Source organism: Okeanomitos corallinicola TIOX110, from assembly GCF_038050375.1.
In the GTDB taxonomy this organism is placed as follows: Bacteria; Cyanobacteriota; Cyanobacteriia; order Cyanobacteriales; family Nostocaceae; genus Okeanomitos; species Okeanomitos corallinicola.
The window spans coordinates 1271364-1291402 of the sequence record NZ_CP150886.1; the positions used below are offsets into that span (position 1 = coordinate 1271364).

Annotated in this window: 19 protein-coding genes; 8 read left to right on the forward strand and 11 right to left on the reverse strand. The window is 34.6% G+C overall.

Annotation, left to right across the window (positions count from 1 at the left end; translation table 11 throughout):
- Nucleotides 1–120: 120 nt before the first annotated feature.
- The 3 genes from WJM97_RS05485 to WJM97_RS05495 all read right to left on the reverse strand — a co-directional run bounded on the left by WJM97_RS05485 (nt 121) and on the right by WJM97_RS05495 (nt 2319).
- Nucleotides 121–771 carry a DUF3226 domain-containing protein gene (locus tag WJM97_RS05485; RefSeq protein WP_353932032.1) on the reverse strand — a complete coding sequence of 217 codons (651 nt, stop codon included), beginning with the start codon at nt 769–771 and terminating at the stop codon, nt 121–123.
- A gap of 2 nt (nt 772–773) precedes the next feature.
- Nucleotides 774–1913 carry an AAA family ATPase gene (locus tag WJM97_RS05490; RefSeq protein ID WP_353932033.1) on the reverse strand — a complete coding sequence of 380 codons (1140 nt, stop codon included), beginning with the start codon at nt 1911–1913 and terminating at the stop codon, nt 774–776.
- A gap of 151 nt (nt 1914–2064) precedes the next feature.
- Nucleotides 2065–2319 (reverse strand): hypothetical protein, encoded by a 255-nt coding sequence (locus WJM97_RS05495; protein WP_353932034.1) that lies wholly within the window; start codon nt 2317–2319, stop codon nt 2065–2067.
- Nucleotides 2320–2472: 153 nt separating this feature from the next.
- On the opposite strand from WJM97_RS05495, the gene WJM97_RS05500 reads away from it, so the two are divergent.
- Nucleotides 2473–2664 carry a type II toxin-antitoxin system HicA family toxin gene (locus WJM97_RS05500; RefSeq protein WP_353932035.1) on the forward strand — a complete coding sequence of 64 codons (192 nt, stop codon included), beginning with the start codon at nt 2473–2475 and terminating at the stop codon, nt 2662–2664.
- Complete coding sequence (locus WJM97_RS05505) at nt 2664–2879, forward strand: type II toxin-antitoxin system HicB family antitoxin (RefSeq protein WP_353932036.1); 216 nt, start codon at nt 2664–2666, stop codon at nt 2877–2879. Before WJM97_RS05500 ends, WJM97_RS05505 begins: the two co-directional genes overlap by 1 nt.
- Nucleotides 2880–2923: 44 nt before the next feature.
- On the opposite strand, the gene alaS is transcribed toward WJM97_RS05505, so the two are convergent.
- The 3 genes from alaS to WJM97_RS05520 form a co-directional block, all read right to left on the reverse strand.
- A complete protein-coding gene (alaS, locus tag WJM97_RS05510) occupies nt 2924–5566 on the reverse strand; it encodes an alanine--tRNA ligase (protein ID WP_353932037.1) in 2643 nt (880 codons plus the stop codon).
- A gap of 159 nt (nt 5567–5725) precedes the next feature.
- Nucleotides 5726–7393 (reverse strand): hypothetical protein, encoded by a 1668-nt coding sequence (locus tag WJM97_RS05515; RefSeq protein WP_353932038.1) that lies wholly within the window; start codon nt 7391–7393, stop codon nt 5726–5728.
- Nucleotides 7390–7743, reverse strand: a complete 354-nt coding sequence (locus WJM97_RS05520; protein ID WP_353932039.1) for a hypothetical protein — start codon at nt 7741–7743, stop codon at nt 7390–7392. The genes WJM97_RS05515 and WJM97_RS05520 overlap by 4 nt, the downstream gene beginning before the upstream one ends.
- Nucleotides 7744–7913: 170 nt before the next feature.
- Here WJM97_RS05520 and WJM97_RS05525 point away from each other — a divergent pair, with 170 nt between their 5' ends.
- Nucleotides 7914–8120 carry a hypothetical protein gene (locus WJM97_RS05525; RefSeq protein ID WP_353932040.1) on the forward strand — a complete coding sequence of 69 codons (207 nt, stop codon included), beginning with the start codon at nt 7914–7916 and terminating at the stop codon, nt 8118–8120.
- 95 nt (nt 8121–8215) lie between these two features.
- Here the strand turns inward: WJM97_RS05525 and WJM97_RS05530 are convergent, their stop codons facing one another.
- Together WJM97_RS05530 and WJM97_RS05535 are read right to left on the reverse strand one after the other, a co-directional pair.
- The gene (locus tag WJM97_RS05530; protein ID WP_353932041.1) at nt 8216–9010 is read right to left on the reverse strand and encodes a Uma2 family endonuclease; all 795 of its coding nucleotides are present in this window, start codon (nt 9008–9010) and stop codon (nt 8216–8218) included.
- Nucleotides 9011–9055: 45 nt separating this feature from the next.
- Entirely contained in the window at nt 9056–9739 is a 684-nt protein-coding gene (locus WJM97_RS05535) for an ATP-dependent Zn protease (RefSeq protein ID WP_353932042.1), read from the reverse strand.
- Between the two features lie 87 nt (nt 9740–9826).
- Here WJM97_RS05535 and WJM97_RS05540 point away from each other — a divergent pair, with 87 nt between their 5' ends.
- Together WJM97_RS05540 and msrA are read left to right on the forward strand one after the other, a co-directional pair.
- Nucleotides 9827–10396: a Uma2 family endonuclease gene (locus WJM97_RS05540; protein ID WP_353932043.1), complete on the forward strand. Its 570-nt coding sequence runs from the start codon at nt 9827–9829 to the stop codon at nt 10394–10396.
- 158 nt (nt 10397–10554) lie between these two features.
- On the forward strand, nt 10555–11232 hold the full coding sequence (gene msrA / locus WJM97_RS05545; RefSeq protein WP_353932044.1) for a peptide-methionine (S)-S-oxide reductase MsrA: 678 nt from the start codon (nt 10555–10557) through the stop codon (nt 11230–11232).
- A gap of 154 nt (nt 11233–11386) precedes the next feature.
- Here the strand turns inward: msrA and WJM97_RS05550 are convergent, their stop codons facing one another.
- Complete coding sequence (locus tag WJM97_RS05550; RefSeq protein ID WP_353932045.1) at nt 11387–12583, reverse strand: serine/threonine-protein kinase; 1197 nt, start codon at nt 12581–12583, stop codon at nt 11387–11389.
- A gap of 124 nt (nt 12584–12707) precedes the next feature.
- Nucleotides 12708–14003, reverse strand: a complete 1296-nt coding sequence (locus WJM97_RS05555) for an adenylate/guanylate cyclase domain-containing protein (RefSeq protein ID WP_353932046.1) — start codon at nt 14001–14003, stop codon at nt 12708–12710.
- Nucleotides 14004–14233: 230 nt separating this feature from the next.
- Here WJM97_RS05555 and WJM97_RS05560 point away from each other — a divergent pair, with 230 nt between their 5' ends.
- Together WJM97_RS05560 and WJM97_RS05565 are read left to right on the forward strand one after the other, a co-directional pair.
- Nucleotides 14234–15847, forward strand: a complete 1614-nt coding sequence (locus WJM97_RS05560) for a DEAD/DEAH box helicase family protein (protein WP_353932047.1) — start codon at nt 14234–14236, stop codon at nt 15845–15847.
- Nucleotides 15777–16997 carry a DUF790 family protein gene (locus tag WJM97_RS05565; protein WP_353932048.1) on the forward strand — a complete coding sequence of 407 codons (1221 nt, stop codon included), beginning with the start codon at nt 15777–15779 and terminating at the stop codon, nt 16995–16997. Before WJM97_RS05560 ends, WJM97_RS05565 begins: the two co-directional genes overlap by 71 nt.
- A gap of 151 nt (nt 16998–17148) precedes the next feature.
- Here the strand turns inward: WJM97_RS05565 and WJM97_RS05570 are convergent, their stop codons facing one another.
- A complete protein-coding gene (locus WJM97_RS05570; RefSeq protein ID WP_353932049.1) occupies nt 17149–17865 on the reverse strand; it encodes a hypothetical protein in 717 nt (238 codons plus the stop codon).
- Between the two features lie 137 nt (nt 17866–18002).
- Between WJM97_RS05570 and WJM97_RS05575 the strand changes: the two genes are divergently transcribed.
- Nucleotides 18003–20021 (forward strand): von Willebrand factor type A domain-containing protein, encoded by a 2019-nt coding sequence (locus tag WJM97_RS05575; protein ID WP_353932050.1) that lies wholly within the window; start codon nt 18003–18005, stop codon nt 20019–20021.
- Nucleotides 20022–20039: the final 18 nt, after the last annotated feature.

Here is a 20039-nt window from a genome sequence, read left to right on the forward strand (position 1 = left end):
GGGTCTAGTTGTTATCAACCAGACCCTACAAAAAGATTGGTTAAAACCAGAGGAAGATGCAGCATGGCAGAATTTATAAAAGGTGATATTAATATTGTTATTCTGTAATTAATTTTTAACTTACAAATCATATAACTCTTTAAACCATTTAACAAATACTTGTGCTTTGGGATTTTTGGGATTTAAAATATTATATTTGATAGCTTGATGTATTTGTCTACCTGGTTCATTTTGCCATGCTAACCAGGTGTAAATTTCTGCTTTATCAATATAAGATTCTTTGAATCCTGCACCTTTATTTTTTGCTTCTCTGACTACTTCCTGTGCATATTCCCAAAGATGTTCTCCCTGTTCTGGAATCATATAACCTAAAAATGTTTCTAACATTCCTTCTATGATATTATTTGGCATAATCCAAACACCAAATTTTTGATTATCTGGTGTATTAATAATTAACCCATTTTCTGGTATAGTTTCAGGAAGATTAGGAATATTTGGTAAACAAGCATTTCTGATACTTTGCCAACGTAAAAAAGCATCATCATCAGCATCTACCATTAAACCTAAATGTGTGCGTCCTCTAGTTTGCAATTCTGTATATATGAGATCATAAGTAATATTTTCATAACCTCCACATTCTTGAATTGATATAATTGCTTCTTCTTTTTTATTACCCCAAAAAATACCATTTTTTTCAATTAATTCTGGTATCACTCGTAAATCATCTTGACCTTCAACTAATAATTTTTTGGGTTTATCATTTTTTGCCATTGCTAACGTACCTCCAGTTCTCTTTCCGCAGCAATGACCATTTGAGATTCATTGAAAACTATACTTTTGGATTTATCTTTTTCAATTCTATGAATCCTAATACCATCATCAGTGACATTTTCTTGTTGTGCGATTTCAGCTAAACTTTTCCAACAATCGCTATTATGGGTAGTTGCAAAAACCTGGACATTTAATTTTTTCGCTGTGTCCCAAATCATTCTCCACATATCAGACATTGCAGTAAAATGTAGTCCAGTGTCAATTTCATCTACAAATAAATAACCATTTTTTACTGATACTATTGCTAGTGCAAGTCCTAATATTCGCCAAATTCCATCCCCCATACTGCCAATTGGTACACGCTTACCATCAGAAAGAAGGACAAGAAAACCACCGCGTGAACCCAAAGAATACCTTAATTTGTGAGAACTAATAGGAGCTATACGTTTAATTTTTGAGTCTATTTTATTTAATGCTTCGGCTACAATTTTTTCTTCAGGTGTTAAGACTAATTGATCAAATAAATCAATCATTTTCTCTATGGTTAAAGAAGATGATCTAACAAATTGTGTTTTCGGTATTATACTTGCGCTTAAACTTTTTCTATGACGGAACATCATAATAGAGTCAATAGAAAGTCCACCATCAGGTGATATGTATAATAAAAACTTGTCTGGTGGTAGCTCATTTTGATTCCATTCAATAATAAAACCAAGTTTTTTAAGATTATCAAAATCTTCATTATTTGAACTAACATTTTCTTCGGAAATCTTAGTTTCCTTATAACGAAAATTGGTATTATTTGCAGGTAGCATTGCTATTAGTATATTAAGTTTTTCTTGATTATTATTAGCTGATATAGAAAGTTTACTACCAGGTTTTATCTCATGATCATAAAAAATGTGACGAATATCAAGTTGATGCTCTCCTTTACCATCATCATCCCAAAAATCTTCACCCCGATTAGTTATAATTTCCGTAAGTTGATCAAGATCATTTCGTGAACATAAAAGCTGCACTGCTTCTAATATAGAAGTTTTTCCGCTATTATTTTCACCAACCAGTAAGTTAATTCTACCTAGTTGTTGAAGTTCAAAAGATTTAAAACCTCGGAAATTCTCTATTTTTATGCTTGTAAACATAATTTTTAAGATGAAGACAACAGATAAATAATGAGAATATGTTTATTATAACATTCAAATCCCCGACTTATTAAAGAAGTTGGGAATATTAGAGGGAGCAATTAATCTATAACATTAGCATTAATATCTACATAATCTTCTATTGCTTGTTCTAAAAGTTTAGTTTCAGCAGTAGAAAATGGTCAACATTATCCAGTATTTTTACAATTTTTCCATAATGTAATTCATTAAATAAAGTCTCCTTAGAATATACATGGTTTTTAAATATCCAAAAGCCTTTTTGTTCATAAATCATCAATCTTATCCTTTTTATTTCTCTGTCTATTTTTGTGAATGCTCCTCTAAGAATAGTTTTTTGCTCAAATGAATATTTTTGATATTCATTGATTTTTTGTATTACTATCATGACCAGAGTTCTCCAGTGAGTTTTTTAATACTTAGGTTGTATCATAATAATGTAGAAGTTCATGTATATGTAATTAAATTTAACACACAACCTCTGTGTTACTGCTGGTTCTCTAAACAGAATAAATCACTCATTACGCTATGATAGTAAACAATGAAAGTTAAAGAAGTTCTCAAAATCCTAGAAGAAGATGGTTGGTATATAGATCGCATTAGAGGTAGTCACCGTATCCTCAAACATCCGATTAAATCGGGTATTGTTGTAGTAGCGGGTAAACTTAGTAAAGACTTAGCAGAAGGAACTCGAAAGAGTATTTTTTCCCAAGCACAACTGGAGGACAAATAATGAACAATTATGCAGTAGTCTATGAATGGGCGGGTAGTAATTATTCTGCTTATGTTCCAGACTTACCGGGATGTGTTGCTTGTGGTGATACCCTACAAGAAACAGAAGAACTCATTAAAGAAGCGATAGAATTGTATTTGGAAGTATTAAAAGAAGATGGAAAACCTATACCCAAACCTTCTACAAAAGTTGGTCAAGTTGCAGTGACAATATAAACTCAAATCCCCGACTTCTTTAAAAAAAATCGGGGATCTAAATCCTATTTCAACCCTGCTAATAAATCATTTTTCGCAGTTTCCAAAGCTTGCGGTAACTTACTAGCATCCCTTCCCCCAGCTTGCGCGAGATTGGGTTTTCCACCACCACCACCACCACAAATTTTCGCTACATTTCCTACAAATTTACCCGCTTGAATTCCTTTTTTATTCACCTCAGAACTAAAAGCAGCAACAATACTTACCTTACCCTCTTCAGGAATTGAACCTAAAACCACAGCACCATTACCAATTTTTTGCAGCAGTCTTTCCGCAGCAGCTTTTAATGATTCTGCATCCACATCTTCCATCTGTGCAACTATAATTTTATGTTCTCCGATGGTTTCTGTTGTTGATAATAAACTGTCAGATTTAACTATTGCTAATTCTGATTTTAAATTCTCAATTTCCTTGTCTCTGTTGCGAAGTTCAGTTTGTAAAATTGTGATTCTTTCTGGTATTTCTTCGGGTTTGATTTTAAAGCGGAAACACAAATCTTTAGTTACTTGATCTCGCACGTTCAAATAATCTAAAACCGCAGCACCGGAAACTGCTTCTATTCTTCTTACTCCCGCAGAACCACCCGCTTCTGAGATGATTTTGAAAACTCCTATTTCTCCGGTATTATTAACGTGAGTTCCCCCGCATAATTCCATCGAAACACCAGGGAAATCTATAACTCTAACTTCATCACCATATTTTTCCCCAAACATTGCCACTGCACCTTTAGCTTTTGCTTCTGCTATCGGTAACACCTCAATATTTGCGGAATGTGCTTCCGAAATCCAGGTATTTACTAAGTCTTCAACCTGTTGAACTTCTTCCACAGTTAACGCATGGGGAGCATTAAAATCAAACCGCAATCTATCAAAAGAAACTAATGATCCAGCTTGGGAAATGCTTTCATCAACTACTTTCTTTAATGCTGCTTGTAATAAGTGGGTTGCTGTGTGGTTAGCTTGAGCGCGACGACGACAAGCGGTGTCAATTTGAGCGGTAATATTATCACCGATTCTAATTGTACCACGTTCTATTTTTCCCAAGTGAATAAAGAAATCAGATTCTTTTTTCACATCTTCAATTCTGATTAAAATTCCATCACCGGAAATATAACCTTTATCTCCAATTTGTCCACCAGATTCCGCATAAAATGGGGTTTTATCCAGAACAATTTGTACTTCTGTTCCTGCTTCCGCTTCTTCTTGGGAAATACCATTAACTAACAATACTTCAACTTTTGCTGTTGCTTGGTTTTGGGTATATCCTAAAAATTCGGTAGAGTGGATATGTTCTGCTAATTTATCTAATGAACCTTGGACAGTTAAATCAATGGTTTGGTGTGCTGCTTTTGCACGTTCTATTTGTTTTTGCATTTCCACATTAAAACCATCAATATCAACAGTTAGTTGATTTTCTTCGGCAATTTCTTGAGTTAATTCTAATGGGAAACCAAAGGTATCATATAAGGTAAAAGCACTTTCACCGCTAATTACATTTTGACCTTTTTGTTTAACTTCGGTGATAACTTCTGTTAATAGTTTTTCACCGTTATCTAAGGTTTTTAAGAAGTTGGCTTCTTCTCTAGCTAATTCTGCTTTAATTGCGGTTTCTCTTTCTCTTAAATTCGGATAAACTGATTCAGATAAAGAAATTGCTGTTTCTGCAACTTGGTTAATAAATGCACCGGAAATTCCGATTAATCTTCCATGTCTCACAACACGACGAATTAATCTTCTTAAAACGTAACCTCTACCCACATTAGAAGCACGAATTTGATCTGCAATCATGTGTACAACAGAACGAACATGATCACCAATGACTTTTAATGAAACTTTGGTTTTTTCATCACTTTGATGATAGTCAATGTTAGCAATTTTCGCCGCAGTTTCAATAATCGGAAAAATCAAATCTGTTTCATAATTATTAGGAACTTTTTGGAGAATTTGCGCCATTCTCTCTAAACCCATTCCTGTATCTATGTTCTTATTTTGTAATGGGGTGAGATTTCCTTCTGCGTCCCGATTATATTGCATAAATACCAAGTTATAAAACTCGATAAATCGGGTATCATCTTCTAAATCAATGTGATCATCTCCTAATTCTGGGTGAAAATCATAATAAATTTCTGAACAAGGACCGCAGGGACCAGTGGGACCAGAAACCCAGAAATTATCATCTGCACCCATGCGTTTAATGCGTTTTTCATTCACACCAATTTTATCTTTCCAGATGTTAAATGCTTCGTCGTCTTCTTCAAATACACTAACTACTAAACGTTCGGGAGGTAAACGAAAAACTTGGGTAGAAATTTCCCAACCCCAGGCGATCGCTTGTGCTTTAAAATAATCACCAAAGCTAAAATTACCCAACATCTCAAAAAATGTATGGTGGCGTTTTGTCCGTCCCACATTTTCGATATCATTGGTACGGATACACTTTTGAGAAGTGGTAGCGCGTTTAAATTCCGGTGTGCGCTGTCCTAAAAATATGGGTTTAAATGGTAGCATCCCTGCAATGGTTAGCAGTACGGTGGGATCTTCCGGTACGAGGGAAGCACTAGGGAGGGGTTGGTGTCCTCGTTGGGTGTAGAAGTCAAGGAATAAAGCGCGAATATCGTTACCGCTAAGATACTGGGGAGTTGAAGACATGAGTGTTTAAGAAATCGAATTTAATTTAAGTTAGGATAATTTGCCAAAAGCAATATTACTATTTATAACTTATGAAAGTAAATGATAAATATATCTCACTCAATTTATTAAATCAATAAAGATTAAATGAATTTAACAACTAGGATGTTGGTTATTATATTACCAATTTTGAATGAATATCTTTAACCAAGATTTGAGTGTGATAGCGCGTCGTTTAACTGTTATTTCTGAAAGTTTTGGACATACTTCTAACAAGAATTGAGTTGCACTCTCAGGTTGAATCTCTGAAAGATCATTTGCATTTTGCCAATTAAACCATGCTGACCCAACATTTGATGATATAAATTGGTAAGCTAGAAATCTCATTTTCGATTCATTTTGTAAACGATTAAGCATATAACAAATTTTTGTTGGTTGAATACGCTCATTTGCAATTCCCAGGATTTCTACTGCTCTTCGATAATACGAATATTGTCTTTCATGCAGTGCATCTATTTCCAAAAATTTTTGTCTAACTGTTGATGGAGATGATGGATACTGAATTAATAGAGATGCAAAATCTATAACTCTTTCTAGATTATCAGCTTGGGGAATATCACGAGATAGAACTCTAATATTCTGCTGCACAGATTCTTCCACTTTGGGAATATCTTCCGTAGATATAGAATTAACAAAATATAGCTCTGGATTCTTGCTAGAAACTGCTAAATTGACTCGAAGTTCGTTTTCTTTAAGTTTTGCTACACAATCTTGCCAGCTATCAATAATAGATGAATCAATTTCATTTTTTGCGTCTTCTACTGAAGAAAGAGATTTGATTGTGTTTGCAAGTAAATTTGATTGATTATCACTTATATTAAGATGGAGAATTATTGTCCATGATCCTGGAATTGCTTGTGCTGGTGTAAAAGTGGGAAGTTTGGTTATTTTTTCAAAAGTCACATCTGCAATTTCTTGAAATAATGTTTCTAAATTGTCAACTGCATTGGCAAGAATTGACCAAGACTTATTTTCTTCAGGATTATCAATACTCACAGCAATTGATAAACTATCACTATTAAAAACTGTTCCTAAAGCTGCAAGACTTGAGGTAATTAGTCGAGATATATTGTCTTTTACTTGATAATAAATTGCGCCTTGATCAAAATTTAAAATTGCAGAACTATATATTTTTTTAAGTAAATTACTAGCTTCTGACCAAATACGTTGATCTGAGTATTGATTATCTTGCTTTTGCCCTGCTATTCTTAAAAATGTCTCTACTCCTTCAGTCCATTCATCTTTGATATCTTCATCATCTACTCTATCTAGCACTAACTGAATTAAAGATTCAAACTGTTTAATTTGTTTCCTTGTCCGAGGAGCTTTTGCATAATTTTCTCCCGAGGTAGAGATAAAATCCACCGTTTGTTCAGAAATAAGAGGATTTTCTTCAGCAAGGCTAACCATTAAAAAAGAGTCTAGTGCAGGACTTAATAGTGCAAAGATAGGTAATTCCCAGTTGTTAACACAAGAAATAAGCCCAATAATACTAATTCTTAATGGACTATCAGCAGTTATGTTATGTCGAGATAATATTGATGCTAGAAATAACCAAATTACATCATTGTTGATTTCTTCTATATCTGTTTTAAGAATTTCACGTCCCAAAACGCCCAAACCTATTTCTACAACTTGCTGTGATCCTAGTGTAAGCAAGGTAGCAAAGTCTCTAACAGTTGCATCTACTTTTTTAAAATTAACAGATATGTTGGCAACCTCTTCTCTCGCTCCGTCGCAATCGCCAGAGTCTAAAAATTGCTGTACTTTAGTGAGAGTAGTTGTCATTCTGCTTTTTGTGTAGGAATAAAAGTAATACCGCTGCGAATTTCAATGTCAACACGAGCATTGTTAACTGTACGCTTAGGATCTTGAAATGATGGAGGTTGGGACTCAGGTCCGACACCACCTTGTTTACTGGCATTCTTAACGAAACGTCTAGCTTTATCAAAAGCCTTTTTTCGTTGTGCCTTTTGAGAGTTGCTACATTCTCTTTCAATCTTAGCAAGAAATGATAATCCCTCTTCATCAGTAACAGGTTTTTCTTCTGCCCAAGAATGGCTGTAGCCTCCTTTCTCTTTTATATCATCTCCTTGAGCTTGTACTCTTCCACGGTAAGGTGCTTGGGAATTGGACATATTAAAAACCTGAAACCTGGCTAATAGACTGTTATAAATCTTACCATAAATACATATATATAAGCATACACGATAACTTGATCTACAACTATTATTAGAATTAGAAGCCATTATTTTGAGAGCTACTGAACCTCCCTATAACGTTCAAATACCAAGCGAGTAATAAAATTATGCAAGTAGAAATATTAGAAAAACTTTCTCCTGCTGATGCAGCTATCATTTTAGAACGTTTACCAGAAAGAATTAGAACTGCTTTAATTAACCATGCAACAGAAATTGAATATCCTATTGAAGCTGTTCTTGAAATGGCTATAGCTAGTTTTTTGGATACAGAAGCTTTGGGTTTTGCAGATTGTAAACCAGGAAGAGGACAATAAAAAGTGTAATGTCTAAGATCACCCGACTTCTTGATTCAGTCATCTTCATAAATAATGATTTCTTTATAAAAGTCGGGGATCTGAATTTGGAATTTTTAATCTATCTCAGGTTCAACACCTAAAGCACGCAATTGGGCAATTAATTTTTCTGTCTTTTGTCTCTCCTGTTCTGCACGTTGTCTTTCTTGATCTGCACGTTGTCTTTCAAATTCTGTGGGAGTTAATACCCAATTTCCATCCTTATCATACCATCGTAAACAAGGCATATTCACATTTTTATAACTCCCTTCCCAAACTCCTAAACCTAATTCTATGCTGGGTATCCAAAACCGATTATCTGTTAAAGTGATTTCGGTATAGCGATTCTCTTTCAGAGACACTTCGTGAACGCCATTTAATTGAAACATCCTAAAATCAGATTGATAAGGATAAAAAATTGCATAATAAGGTACTCTTAAAATCTGCTCATAAATTTCCCATTTACCAGGCGGTTTTTCCACATCTCGCAATGTTTGACCTAAGTCTTCTTTTTCTGTTCCCGGTGATAATAATTCTACCACAATGTAAGGATTAACTGCTTCTTGCCAAACCACATAACTTAATCTTAAATCCTTATTATCACCATACAAATAAGGAACACCTAAAATCGCAAACCAATCAGGACGTTTATACCACAATGGATGACGAGAATCATAATACAAATTCATGTCACTACCAGTAAATATTTCTTCACTAGAATAGTGAGGAGGAAGAAATGTATCTCCTAATAATTGTGGTTGTAATAAATGAAATTGATCTGGCAAACCCTTCTCTTCTGGATCTTCACTCGGTAGATCATACATTGTGGGTAATGTTTCTTTGGGGGAAAGTGGCGGATCTGTTTGATACATTTTCAATCATCCTCCAAAATACAATTTCTATTTTAATTTCTATTTCTATGATTTAGCAATCTCACCAATTAATTGTTTACAATCTTCCACATCTACCCCTTTTCTCATTGCATCTACTAAACTTTGATATTTCTCCCAATTTTCCTGGATTAAATTTTTAGCTTGCAGTAAATGAAATCTCTGTTTCTGCTCAAAAACTTTTTCTTCAAAACCTAAAGCTGTTAAAAATTGATTTAACCTGGCTTTATCATCTCCACCACCTTCCGCAGATTTAAAAACTAACATTTCTGCGGCTATTCCTGCCATCCAAATATTAGAATATCTTTCTACCATTGAAACCCCAATTTTTCCACGTTCTAACTGTTTAGCAATTTCACTATCTTCTAATATTACTCCCCCTTGTCCTGGTTGTCCGTTTCTCCATGCTTCCCAAGCACTTAAAGTATAACCATTAACATTAATTCCTAATAAATGAGCTACTAAAAAATGTCCTGCCTCATGATGTATAATGCGTTCTTTATATTCTGGAGAAAGTCGCGCTAACCAATCTAAAACTATCGTTCCTCCCTTACCTTGAAAACTGAAATTATCTAAAGTGGCAATTCCTAAAAAGCCGATAATAGTTAAAGCGGGGATAGTGGGAGAAAGATTAATTAAAGGTCCCAACAAAGTAGAAAGAGTCATCAAAAAAACAGAAATGGCAATAAGATTGATAGCGGTTTGATTCATGGTTGATTTTTAAAAGAATTTGTTTAAATTTAAAAAAATGGCTATAATCAAATTATACCACATCCTCTAAATAATTAAATCAACATTATGCAATCTGCCTTAAATATTTTGACTGTTGAACAATACCTAGAAGCAGAACAGTATAGCGATATCCGCCATGAATATGTAGCCGGACAAGTTTTTGCAATGGTAGGAGCTAGTGAAGAACATAACCTCATTGCTACTAATATCATTGCAATTTTTCGTCCTCACTTGCGTGGAAGTTCCTGTCGTGCTTTTGTATCAGATATGAAAGTCAAAATAAAAGTCAAAAATGCTGACATTTTCTATTATCCTGATATTATGGTTACTTGTAATCCTGAAGATAAAGCCAAATATTTTAAAACTCAGCCCAGTTTAATTATAGAAGTTTTATCTAATTCCACAGCAACCATAGATAAACGAGAAAAAAGAATCAATTATCAAACCATAGACAGCTTACAAGAATATGTTTTAATTTACCAAAATGAAATCAAAATAGAAGTTTTCAGAAAGGATAATCAAGGAAATTGGTTAATGGAAATATTAGGAGAAAACGACAAACTATATTTACATTCAGTAGACTTAACATTAACAATGGCAGATATTTATGAAGATGTCAGAGAAATTAAAAATTAAAAATCAAAACATTACAAATTCACATTCAATAGAATCATCTGCGTCTATCTGTGTATATCTGCGTTCAACCATCCCAGTCAACTGAACATATCTTTCCTAAAACCTAAAATCCCACAAATACTTACAATATATAAAGTCAAGCTATCATCATAAAAATCATGGGCATATTTGGATTTGGTAAAAAACTGGAAATACCTACACCAGAACAAGCACTACCAGGACGCACACAACAGATGCCAGTACCCGCATCACACTTTGTCAACAGCAACCCGTTAAAACCCCCCTTTCCCGACGGTATGGAAACCGCTATGTTTGGTTTAGGCTGCTTTTGGGGTGCAGAACGCAAATTCTGGCAACAAAACGGAGTTTACAGCACTTCCGTAGGTTATGCGGCTGGTTATACACCGAACCCCACCTACAGAGAAGTTTGCACTGGGATGACAGGCCATAATGAAGTGGTATTTGTAGTATTTGATCCCCAAGTTATCACTTATTCCCAACTGTTAAAAGTCTTCTGGGAAAGCCATAACCCCACCCAAGGAATGCGTCAAGGTAATGACAGCGGTACTCAATACCGTTCGGGAATTTACGTATATTCCCCAGAACAAAAGCAACTTGCAGAAGCTTCTAAAAATGCTTTTCAAGCAGCTTTAAATGAGGCTGGTTATGGCAAAATTACCACCGAGATTTTAGATGCACCTGAGTTTTATTATGCTGAAGATTACCATCAACAGTATTTAGCTAAAAACCCCGGTGGTTATTGTGGTTTAGGTGGTACTAACGTTGCTTGTCCTGTGGGTGTGTTTGAAACCGCATTACCTCAAGGTGGAAATTAGAAATAGTAGGATTTTTTAAATAATTCTGATTATTAATAGTAGGGTTTTAGAATTGCTAAAACCCTACAATAAGGCGCGCCAATTATAACAACAGCCAAGATAATTAGAACATCAATAGATGATGAAATTTAAACACAAACAGACTTTCAACTAATTAAAATATAAGACCTAGTAAAGATGTCAGGGAATAAATCCAAAATATAATACTCATTGGTGCGCCAATCATAATACCACCTATAGCCCAACCTCGTTGATGATTTTTAAATTGTTCAATATTGCGCCAACGTCTACTTTTCCAAGCCCATTCATTACCTTTAAAACCCAATATAATCGCCATTATAAATCCAAAAATAGGCACAAAACAAACTAAACCAACCCAAACCTTATTAGTCCATAACCACAAACAAGGCATTAAAAATGCTCCCCAATTCCAACCTAAAATGTCATTTGGAACTTTTGCATATTTATTAAACATTCCACATCCAGAATTGTTAATGACATCTTTAATATCTAAGTGTTCAACTTCTCTGTTTTGAAAATATATTTCCCCAGATTTGAGAGCATTTAGGGCTTGATTTGCATCACTAAAACGTTGTTCTGGTAATGGTGCTGTTACCTTTTTTAACCAGTTTTCAAAAGATAAACTTAAACTTACATAATCTGTAAATTGTATTTTAAAATCTGTTTGTGGTAAATCTGCTGGACAAATCCCAGTTAATAAATGAATTAATGTTGCACCTAAAGCATATAAATCTGATGCAGGAACTGCGCGGCCGCCAAATTGTTCTATCGGTGCATAACCATAAGTACCAACAACGGTAAAAGTCACTCCTTCTTTTGCTGCTTTATCTTGCACTGCACCAAAATCAACTAAATAAATTTGGTTATCTTCTCCCCAAATTAAATTACTCGGTTTAATATCTCGATGTAAAACTCCTGGTTTTAATTCATGTAAATAAGTCAGAATCTCTAAAACTTGAATAGCAATTGTTCTAGAATTATTTTCTACAAATCTTCCTTCATCATTCAGTTTGTCTTTGAGTGATTTACCAGGGATATATTCTTGGACTAAACCAAACCACAAATTGCGATCATCAATACAAAAATAATCAATATATTTAGGTATAAAGGGATGATTGAGTTGTTTTAAAATCTGTCCTTCTCTTTCAAATAATTTTAGATCATCCCATTGCACAGCGCCACCAAAAGCCAGAAGCTTTACAACCACTAAAGCATTTTTCTCATCTATGGTTTGTAAATCTTTAGCTAACCAAGTCTGACGAATGCCATTACTACCTAGTTGACGTTGGATTTGATAACGATTTTGTAATAGTTCTTCTGCTTGCAGCATTTAGCACCTGCTGGAGATTTATACTAAGTTTATTCCCTTACTATCTTAGGATACTCAATAAACCCAGAACCTGTAAAGGGGAAAATTAATACGTGACCATAAATACTTAATTACAAATTATGAATTACTTCTGAATTCCCTGTAATAAATAAGTGATCATTTCTCCTTTGCCTTTAATTTTTATCAAACCACGGGTTTCTAAAATATACTTTTCTTTTAACAAATGATAACAGTTTTCACTTACCTGAATACAACCTGGTATACCGTGAGATTCCATTCTACTAGCAGTATTGACTGTATCACCCCATAAATCATAAGCAAATTTTTTTAATCCGATTACACCTGCAACTACTGGCCCTGTACTAATGCCAATTCTAATTCTAAATGATTGATTTTGTTCTTGGTTAAATTTAGCGATTGATTGCTGCATATCTAAAGCCATATCTGCTATAGCTGTAGCGTGATCACTGCGATGTTTTGGTAAACCTGCAACGGCCATATAAGCATCACCAATAGTTTTGATTTTTTCTACTCCATGTAGTTCTGCTAGTTCATCAAATAAACAAAAAATTTCATTTAATAATTCTACTAGTTGTGATGGAGGAGTATGGCTAGAAAGTTCTGTGAATCCCACAATATCCGCAAATAAAACTGTGACTTCTAAAAAGCTATCAGCTATGGTTGTGGGTTGTAGTTTTAATTGATCTGCTATGACTTGGGGTAAGATATTTAATAGTAATTTCTCTGATTGTTGTTGTGCTATTTGTAATTTTTGTGTAGCTCTAAATTCCTTTTTCTTCAATTTTTCATACAAATAAACAGAAAATATACAAATTACTCCTGTCCAAAATAAGTAAATCCCATTTTCTATATAAAAATATGGTTTGTTTCTAAACGTAGGATTGTAGATTATGTATAATGCTAAATAACATACTAAAGTACCCACTTGGGATATTAAATGATAACGCCATAGAACAGGAATCATTGTTGCTTGGGTAATAAATACCAAGTTCCAAATATTATAAAATGGTTCTACGAAATTAAATAAAACTGCTGTATAAATTTGGATGACACAAGTAACAGCCCAGGATAAGTTTAAAAACAAAATTTGTGGATACTTATTACCTAATTTAGTTTTACATAGTACCCAACAAAGAAAAATTAAAGCCTCTATTAATAAACCGATTTTTAAAGCATTAAACTTACCATTTAAAGGTTGATTATTCCAAACAAAAAAAGCAGTTAATGTTAAACCCACAATCAACATAATTTTTGTTTGTAATTGCAACCGCTTGAGTATAAAACGTCGCCTTTGTTCTTTGTAGGATTCAACTTGAGTTACATCTATTTCTAAATCCGAGATTTGGGAAGTTAATAGTGCCTCTATTTGATTTATACCAATATCTTTTCTATAATTCATATCATGTTCTTTTTAATACTTTTTAAACCTGTGAGCGCAGACAAAAGGCAAAAATTATGATAAGTGATTAGCCGGACATGATATCATAATTGTTCTGGATTATAAGTAGTCATAGAAATCAGCATTCGGCTTTTTAAGGCTTATATCTGATTAGGATTTAAGTTTTCAACTTGTTTGAATTACCCTGATAATAATTACTATAAACGTGGATAGTTGGGAGACAACCTCACATGGGTCGCAACCCTACTTTAACTTTTGATCGTGGTACGTTAATTTTACACCCTCCCCCACGCTGTAAAGCTTGGATAGACTTTGCAACATGGGATGATAGAATTGAAAAGTTTCGCATTCCTGCTATTAAGTACCGTGAATTAGTAGAAGCACTGCAAGGGGAAGAAACTTATTTTGTAGATGAGGCTAAGGAATTTTCTCCTTTGGAGTTAGTCCCTAGTCTAGAAATGACTCCATACCCCCATCAAACCGAGGCTTTAGCGGCTTGGAAGTTGGCAGGTAGGCAGGGGGTTGTGGTGTTACCTACGGCGGCGGGGAAGACGTATTTAGCACAGATGGCTATGCAAGCTACACCCCGGACGACGTTAATTGTTGTGCCAACTTTGGATTTGATGCACCAGTGGTATGCACATCTGACAGCGGCTTTTCCTGATGCGGAGTTGGGTTTGTTGGGGGGTGGTTCACGGGATAGAACCCCGATTTTGGTAGCAACCTATGATAGTGCGGCTATTCATGCGGAAAGTTTGGGTAGTAAGTATGCGCTGGTAATTTTTGATGAATGTCACCATTTACCTACAGATTTTAACCGAGTAATTGCGGAATATGCGATCGCCCCCTATCGTTTGGGACTTTCTGCAACACCGGAAAGAACGGATGGTAAACATACTGATTTAGATATTCTTATCGGTAAAGAAGTTTATCGGCAGCGTGCGGAAGATTTGGCGGGTAAGGCTTTAGCATCTCATCAAATTGTGCAAATAAAGGTGAAATTATCGCAGTTAGAACGAGAAAAATACAATCAGTTAATTCAAACTCGCAATGATTTTTTAAAGCAATCTCGCATTTCTTTGGGTAGTTTACAAGGTTGGCAGACTTTTGTACAAATGAGTGCGCGATCGCAAAATGGACGCAGAGCAATGTTAGCACATCGGCAAGCTAAAGAAATCGCTCTGGGGACTGATGGTAAGTTAAGAATTTTAATGGATTTATTAGCTGAACATTTCCCAGAAAGGATATTGATTTTTACTGCTGACAATGCTACTGTTTATCGCATTTCTCAAGATTTATTAATCCCGGCAATTACTCACCAAACTCCTGTGAAGGAAAGGCATGAAATTTTAACTAATTTTAAGGAAGGAATTTATAATACTTTGGTTGCTTCTCATGTTTTAAATGAGGGGGTTGATGTTCCTGCTGCTTCTATCGCTATTATTCTTTCTGGTACTGGTTCAGCTAGGGAATATATTCAGCGTTTGGGTAGGGTTTTAAGAAAGGGAAATGTGGAAAATAAACAAGCGATTTTATATGAAGTAATTGCCGAAGATACCAGTGAGGAGGGAACTTCAGCCAGGAGAAGAGGTTTAAGAGGGAATGAACCACAGAAACGAGAAGAACACGAAGGTAAGAATGATCACAAAGAAGAGAAAAAGAAGGTAAGAAAGGGGAATTTAAAAGTTGTTTATGGAGGTAAGGAAGAAAGAACTGCTAAAGCTGCTGAACAGTTAGAAATTAAGTATTCCACTAATAAAGATAAGAAGAAAGATGTTGACAACGGAGTTACTGATTCATCGTCAAAACGGAGAAGAAATCATCCCGAAGAGACTGAAACTTGATCAAAAACATTTGGGTTTAGCTAGTGATTTAATTGGCTTTTTTACGGATGCTGTGGGTAAGTCTCAAGGGGTTTTAGAAAAGCAATTAGCTGATTTTGAAGGAGATTCTACTGATTATCGCATGAAGCGGGGTTTAGCTTATATTTTAAAAAGTGGTTTTTGCACTTTTGAAGTTGTTAGTCCCCTTGAACCATCAATGTTACGAGAACGGGTATTTTCTTTATCTGCAAAGTCTGTCCCTAGTCGGGAAGAAACAGATGCAGTTTTAGATAAAATTGCCAATCAATTAAGTCAGGAATTACAGCGGGAAGTTTTACCAATTCATGTTCATGATGGTTTATATGCTGACATATCGGAAAATAAAATTTTAACTAATTTTGATGCTCCTAAACCAGAAGATTTATTACATCGTTATAATTTGTCTCAGGTGCAAGGGGTGTTTTATAAAGCTACTCAATTAATATTAAACGCCCATCGTAATGTACCAGGAGAATATAAATTATTATTCCGTTATTTAAAGTTATTTCAATTAATGGCTTATATTGAAGGTGATGCAGATCATGGTTTTACTATTAGTATAGATGGTCCCACCAGTTTATTTAATCCTAGCACTCGTTATGGACTGGCGATCGCTAAATTAATTCCTGCCTTACTTCATGTCACCAAATGGAGTTTAGCAGCAACTTTACAAACCAAAGACTTCTACACAAACGAATGGAAAATAGGCAGATTTACCCTTAATTCTGAATGTGGTTTAGTCTCCCACTATCCCAAAGGTAAACCCTATGACAGTATGATAGAACAATCTTTTGCTGATAAATGGGATAAATTAAAAAGCGGTTGGATATTAGAAAGAGAAGTAGATTTAATTCCCATTCCTGGAAGTGTGATGATACCCGATTTTCGCTTAGTCCATCCTGATGGTAGAACCTTTTTATTAGAAATAGTTGGCTATTGGCGACCAGAATATTTACAAAAGAAATTTTCTCAAGTCCGTCGTGCTAATTGTGATAACTTAATCTTAGCGATTTCCGAAAGATTGAACCTAGAAAAAGCCGGAGTAAAACTAGATAACGTTCCCGCTAGAATTATTTGGTTTAAAGAAAAATTATTACCAAAATCAGTTTTAGCTGTATTGGGTGATGACTAACATTGATTTTTCAAACTACACCAAATCTATGAATCTTTTACTTCTTTGTTAATCCGTGTAATTTATGATTAATTTATTCTATGAATTGGGGCATTTTTAAAAATTAGGGTGCGCTAGATTAGTAGTGTAACGCACCAGAATAACCAGAAAATTAAGATTGATTTTCAATAGTTAAACTATCATTCAGTAACTGTTGGAATTCTGCCAAACAATTGACACTAATACTAGGTAAAAGTAGATTTTCTAAAACAGACATATCATCAATTTCATTAATAGTTGTAACCATCTCATCAGGTAAACCATCAAAACGATTTTGCAGAATTTTCAGAATATCTTGTTTGCGAGTTTCTTTAGCTCCTTTTTGTTGGTCTTTTTCCAGAGCCATTTCTTCTATTGTGCTTAAAAAAGGCATATTTCTCTCCTTTTCGTATTGGTTCAATTTATCGTTAAAGTCCAATTGTAGTTTCGGTGGTAGGGTCATCATTTTATCAATGAATTTCCCTAAGTTAATAATATCGAATTTAGTTAAGCCTCTTTCATATAAACCTCTAACTAAATTCCATTTCCATTGTTCTCTTTGGGTTAAATTACTGGTTGTAGCTTTGGTTCTTAAATGAGCCATTACTACTGTCGCAAAGAGATTATTACTCTCTTCTAATTCCTCCCATTGATAATCTAAGAGTTTCAGGATACTAAAATCTATTTTAACTTGACTTTCGCCGATTCCATACCCATAAGAGTTTGGTCGCCAAGTTTTACTCTCATCTTGTTGATAGAGATGCGGGTAAAAGAAGGTTAAAAAATCTTCAAAATATTCTGTGATTGCTTCTTTCCATGTCTCATCATAATTAGCTGTAATTTCAGTCATTCACCACCTGAAGAAAATTAACTGCGTAGCTGACAGCAGTTACCAAAACTGTAACGGCCATCAAATTTGATACTACTTACTACTATTCTAGTGAAATACAAAAGCACAAACATTACCGTAGAAGTGAGGATTTAGTCATGTCTTACCCAATACCCTCGAAAATGTGGCAACGCGTAAGTGTCATCATCCTGCTATTGTTAATCCCGTCCGCAGGAATAGCCATTTTACGTCAATCTCTAACCTTTGCAGTTCCCGCAACTCAAACCACCCCAGTTAACCCCATACCTCCTAAACATCCTGACTACCAAGCACTGCAAACATTAGTAAAAAACTATAGTTGTCTGGTTTCAGTTCCTAACTTTGACAAACTTCCTATCAACCGGACAGAATTTGCCACCATTCTCAACGCTTGTGTAACCCAAATTAATCAACTATCAGCCATTGATTCTAATATAATCAATGAAGCAGATCAAAAAACCTTAGAACGCTTACAAAAAGAATTTGCATCAGAGTTAGCAACCCTAAAAAATCCCAAAGAAGAATTAGCTGCTAAAAGTGATATTGTGTCCGCTGAAACTATGAGACAAAGGGGAGGAATTACAACGAGAAATGCTCAACCTTTATCCATAATGCCTCTAAATGCACCTGCACCTATGATGGCTAAACCAGGACGTTCTAATATTCCTAATAGAAATTATAAAAAAGTTGCCGCTGAACCAGAAGTAAGAGAAAGATTTAATACAGAAAACTATAACAGAATTGATGATAATCCTTTTCATCGAGTAAACAATGAACCCCTGTCTACTTTTTCTATTGATGTAGATACAGCATCCTATAGTAATGTCAGAAGGTTTATTAACCAAGGACAATTACCACCAAAAGATGCAGTCAGAATTGAAGAATTAATTAATTACTTCAGTTATGATTATCCCCAACCCAAGGGAAATCAACCTTTTTCTGTCACCACCGAAGTAACTACAGCACCTTGGAATTCTCAACATCAATTAGTCCAAGTCGGTTTACAAGGTAAAAGTTTAGAAACTAAAAATTTACCACCTAGTAATCTAGTATTTTTAATTGATGTTTCCGGTTCTATGGGTCAACCAAATAAATTACCTCTAGTCCAACAATCTTTAAAATTATTAGTTAATAAACTAAGTCCACAAGATAAAGTTAGTTTAGTAGTTTATGCGGGTAATGCAGGTTTAGTTTTACCTCCTACTTCTGGCAATGAAAAAGCCAAAATTATCGCCGCTATTGACCGTTTACAAGCTGGAGGTTCTACCGCTGGTGGTGAAGGTATTGAATTAGCTTATAGAATTGCCAAACAGAACTTACTCAAATCAGGAAATAATCGCGTTATTTTAGCCACAGATGGAGATTTTAATGTTGGTGTTTCCAGTGATGCAGAATTAACCAGATTAATTGAACAGAAACGAGAACAAGGAATTTTCCTGACAGTTTTAGGTGTTGGAACTGGTAACTATAAAGATGGAAAAATGGAACAATTAGCTAATAAAGGTAATGGTAATTATGCTTATATTGATACCTTATCTGAAGCTAGAAAAGTCTTAGTTTATGATATTCGTGGTACTTTATTTACTATCGCCAAAGATGTAAAAATTCAGGTAGAATTTAATCCTAGTAAAGTTCAAGGATATCGTTTAATTGGTTATGAAAACCGCCTCTTAAAAAATCAAGATTTTAATGATGATAAAAAAGATGCAGGAGAAATTGGTTCTGGTCATTCTGTAACTGCATTGTATGAAGTGATTCCTGCGGGGATTGAAAGTAATGTGAAATTACCAAATGTAGATCCTTTACGTTATCAAAATGTGAATACTACAAGTGCAAATAATGATGAAGTCATGTTAGTAAAATTACGTTATAAATCACCCCAAGGTAGCACCAGTCAATTAATTACTCAAACTATCAAAGATAGGGATTTTCAAGCTAATAAAACACCTTCAAATAACCTGGAATTTGCCTCAGCAGTGGCAACTTTTGGGATGATTTTACGAGATTCTGAATACAAAGGTAATGCTAACTATGACTTAGTAATGCAGTTAGCAAATCAAGGAAAGGGAGAAGATCAAGAAGGTTATCGGAGTGAATTTATTCGCTTAGTTGGCTTATCTAAGGAAATAGATAATTAAGTAAATCTGAAAAAATGT

Bases quoted from the DNA above. Each gene is read 5' to 3' on its own strand.
- WJM97_RS05525 (WP_353932040.1), top strand. From the start codon at position 7,914: ATGCAAGTAGAAATATTAGAAAAACTTTCTCCTGCTGATGCAGCTATC.
- WJM97_RS05520 (WP_353932039.1), bottom strand. From the start codon at position 7,743: ATGTCCAATTCCCAAGCACCTTACCGTGGAAGAGTACAAGCTCAAGGA.
- WJM97_RS05535 (WP_353932042.1), bottom strand. From the start codon at position 9,739: ATGAATCAAACCGCTATCAATCTTATTGCCATTTCTGTTTTTTTGATG.
- WJM97_RS05505 (WP_353932036.1), top strand. From the start codon at position 2,664: ATGAACAATTATGCAGTAGTCTATGAATGGGCGGGTAGTAATTATTCT.
- WJM97_RS05550 (WP_353932045.1), bottom strand. From the start codon at position 12,583: ATGCTGCAAGCAGAAGAACTATTACAAAATCGTTATCAAATCCAACGT.
- msrA (WP_353932044.1), top strand. From the start codon at position 10,555: ATGGGCATATTTGGATTTGGTAAAAAACTGGAAATACCTACACCAGAA.
- WJM97_RS05570 (WP_353932049.1), bottom strand. From the start codon at position 17,865: ATGACTGAAATTACAGCTAATTATGATGAGACATGGAAAGAAGCAATC.
- WJM97_RS05530 (WP_353932041.1), bottom strand. From the start codon at position 9,010: ATGTATCAAACAGATCCGCCACTTTCCCCCAAAGAAACATTACCCACA.
- WJM97_RS05515 (WP_353932038.1), bottom strand. From the start codon at position 7,393: ATGACAACTACTCTCACTAAAGTACAGCAATTTTTAGACTCTGGCGAT.
- WJM97_RS05500 (WP_353932035.1), top strand. From the start codon at position 2,473: ATGAAAGTTAAAGAAGTTCTCAAAATCCTAGAAGAAGATGGTTGGTAT.
- WJM97_RS05575 (WP_353932050.1), top strand. From the start codon at position 18,003: ATGTCTTACCCAATACCCTCGAAAATGTGGCAACGCGTAAGTGTCATC.
- WJM97_RS05540 (WP_353932043.1), top strand. From the start codon at position 9,827: ATGCAATCTGCCTTAAATATTTTGACTGTTGAACAATACCTAGAAGCA.
- WJM97_RS05560 (WP_353932047.1), top strand. From the start codon at position 14,234: ATGGGTCGCAACCCTACTTTAACTTTTGATCGTGGTACGTTAATTTTA.
- alaS (WP_353932037.1), bottom strand. From the start codon at position 5,566: ATGTCTTCAACTCCCCAGTATCTTAGCGGTAACGATATTCGCGCTTTA.
- WJM97_RS05495 (WP_353932034.1), bottom strand. From the start codon at position 2,319: ATGATAGTAATACAAAAAATCAATGAATATCAAAAATATTCATTTGAG.
- WJM97_RS05555 (WP_353932046.1), bottom strand. From the start codon at position 14,003: ATGAATTATAGAAAAGATATTGGTATAAATCAAATAGAGGCACTATTA.
- WJM97_RS05565 (WP_353932048.1), top strand. From the start codon at position 15,777: ATGTTGACAACGGAGTTACTGATTCATCGTCAAAACGGAGAAGAAATC.
- WJM97_RS05490 (WP_353932033.1), bottom strand. From the start codon at position 1,913: ATGTTTACAAGCATAAAAATAGAGAATTTCCGAGGTTTTAAATCTTTT.
- WJM97_RS05485 (WP_353932032.1), bottom strand. From the start codon at position 771: ATGGCAAAAAATGATAAACCCAAAAAATTATTAGTTGAAGGTCAAGAT.